3 protein-coding genes are annotated in these 2,862 nt (G+C 62.1%); all 3 read right to left on the reverse strand.

The features are described from left to right. The coding region (locus EOB59_RS34210) for an MlaD family protein (protein WP_164895842.1) at positions 1-1,259 on the reverse strand (1,259 nt) is incomplete at its 3' end. A gap of 14 nt (positions 1,260-1,273) precedes the next feature. After that, the gene (locus tag EOB59_RS34215) at positions 1,274-2,095 is read right to left on the reverse strand and encodes an ABC transporter ATP-binding protein (protein WP_013531884.1); all 822 of its coding nucleotides are present in this window, start codon (positions 2,093-2,095) and stop codon (positions 1,274-1,276) included. Between the two features lies 1 nt (position 2,096). Beyond that, the coding region (locus EOB59_RS34220) for an ABC transporter permease (RefSeq protein WP_164895843.1) at positions 2,097-2,862 on the reverse strand (766 nt) is incomplete at its 5' end.

The following is a 2,862-nucleotide window of genomic DNA, read 5'->3' on the forward strand; positions in this document are numbered from 1 at the left end:
CGGCTGTCCTGCACCAAAGCCTCGACATTCGAAAGCCCCTGTCCCGAGAAGCGCGCCAGATTGTCGGTGATGACGCCAAGGCGCGAATTCAGCGTGTCGGCCACCTGCTTGAACGACTTCAGCGTGTTCCTGGCATCGGCCATCAAGCCGTCGGCCTGCCCCGACCCGAGCAAGGTATCGACCTTGGCAAGAATGCCATCGACCCGCACCGAGGCATCGTTGAGCCGTTGCGCGAGCTGCTTTGCGTCCTTGATCGTCTGGTCGATGTCGTCGGCCCGGTTGGCGAACTTGTGGGTCACCTCCGCGATGTCGGCGGCGGCCTTGTCGGCGCTCTCGCTGGCCTTTTGGATGTTGGCGAGCGCCGAGCGCACTTGTGCGGGATCGATACCGTCGAGCACGTTGTCGACTTTGGCCAGCGTGCCTTGCGTCCGTTTGGTAAAATCGTTGACCGACCCCACGGCTGTATCGACGTTCTTGATCACGCCGTCGAGCTGCTTCGACGTCTCCTTGAGGTTACCGGTAACCGTATCGACATTGGCGACGATGCTCTTGATCTTGTCCTTGTCGACGGCGTTGAGAAGGCCTTCGGCCGCCTTCAGCGTGCCATCGAGTTTGCCAGAAACGCCTTTCAGCTCATCGGCCAGCGTGCTGGCGGCGGACAGGAACTTGTCGATGCCGTCCGAATTCTTGGCCAGCGCATCGGAGAAGGTCTGGACATTCTGGACGGTCTGCGTCAGCGGCCCGCGAACGTCCCTGGTGAAGCCTTCGAGCTCGGTCAGCACCTTGTCGGCGCGGGTGAAGATATTCTGCGCCGTCTGCAAGAGGTTGGTCACCGCCGACGGGTTGGCGACGATTTCGGCGACCTTGCCTTCCTTTTCCGCCTGGTCGAGGAGTTTCACTTCCTTGGGGTCGGCGCCCTTGAGCTCGATGTTGGCCTGCCCGGTCAGGCCGGCAAGCCCGATATCGGCTTGCGTCGATTTGGTGATCGGCGTCATGCGGTCGATCTCGGTATCGGCGATGGCAACCGTCGGATTGTCGACGTCGATATAGACGCGCTTGACGTCGCCGACCTTGACGCCGTTGAACAGCACGAAACTGCCGCGGCCAAGCCCGGACGCAGAGCCCGGAATGCGCACGCGCAGCAACGTCGTCTCGCCCTTGTCGCCGATGGCCGCCGTCCAGTAGACGAAGGCAAACGCCGCCAGGATCGCGGCCAGCGTGAAGATGCCGACAATGACGTAGTTGGCTCTGGTTTCCATTGTCCCACTTATGGCTATGCGCGCGCCGCAAGATCAAGTTGCCGGGCGCGTTTTCCGCGGAAATAGGACTTTACCCACGGTTCCTCGCTCTTCAGCATGTCGTCGATGGTGCCTTCGACCAGCACTTTCTTCTTGCCGAGCACGGCCACCCGGTCGCAAGCGGTGAACAGCGTGTCGAGATCGTGCGTCACCATGTAGACGGTCAGATCCATCGTATCGCGCAGCTTGACCACCAGCTCGTCGAACTCCGCCGCGCTGATCGGATCGAGGCCCGATGTCGGCTCGTCGAGGAAGACGATGTCGGGATCGAGCGCGAGCGCCCGGGCCAGCGCGGCGCGCTTGATCATGCCGCCGGACAGTTCGGACGGGAATTTCTGCGCTGCATCGGGCGGCAGCCCGACCAGCTCGATCTTGAGCATCGCCAGTTCGTCCATCAGCTTTCGCGGCAGGTCGAGATATTCGCGCATCGGCACCTGGACGTTTTCCAGCACTGTCAGCGCCGAGAACAGCGCGCCGTGCTGGAACAGCACGCCAAGCCGCATGTCGATGCGCAGACGCTCGGCATCATCAGCTTTCTCGATATCGACGCCGAACAGCTTGATCGTACCCGACTGCTTGCGCGTCAGGCCGAGAATGGTGCGCAGCAGAACGGATTTACCCGCACCCGAGGCGCCGACAAATCCAAGGATTTCGCCGCGCCTTATGTCGAGCGACAGTCTGTCGAGGATAAGCTTGTCGGCGAAGGACACGCTGATGTCGTGCGCGGATAGCACGATGTCGCCCTCACCCGCGTCATCCGCCAATGCGCCCGCCCTTTTCCTGTTTCGCAGCTTCATCTCAGAACTCGATCGCTGCGTAGAACATGGCAAAAAGTCCGTCGAGGATGATGACGACGAAGATCGACTTCACAACCGAAGCGGTAACATGCTGGCCGAGCGATTCGGCGCTGCCGCCGACCTTCATGCCTTCGACCGAGGCAATCGTGCCGATGATCATGGCCATGAACGGCGCCTTGATCAGGCCGGCAAAGATGGTGCTGAGATCGATGGCGACGCGCAACCGGTCGATGAAGGCGGCGGGCGGGATGTCGGAATAGAGCCAGGCAGCCAGTATGCCGCCGCCGAGTGCGGCGAAATTGGCGATGATGGTCAGGCACGGCAAGGCGATGACCAGCGCCACGAGCCGGGGAAAGACCAGGACGCCGATCGGGTTGAGCCCGATGACTTTCAGCGCGTCGACCTCCTCGCGCATCTTCATCGAGCCGATCTCGGCGGTGATCGCGCTGCCGGAGCGGCCGGCGATCATGATTGCCGTCATCAGCACGCCAAGTTCGCGCAGGATCAGCACGCCGACCAGGTCGACGACGAAGATATCGGCGCCGAAATAGCTGAGCTGATAGGCGCCTTGCTGGGCAACGATGGCGCCGACGATCGCCGACATCAGCACCACCACCGGAATGGCGCCGACGCCCATGCGGTCGATCTGGTTGAAAATCGCCGCCGGGTTGACGGCATGGCCACGGCCGAGCTTCATCTGCGCGCCACGGATGGTGGCGCCGAGGATGTTCATCGAGGCGAGAAAATCGTCGCGCATCTCGTAGACC

This window comes from Mesorhizobium sp. M7A.F.Ca.MR.176.00.0.0 (assembly GCF_004023165.1).
Lineage (GTDB): Bacteria > Pseudomonadota > Alphaproteobacteria > Rhizobiales > Rhizobiaceae > Mesorhizobium.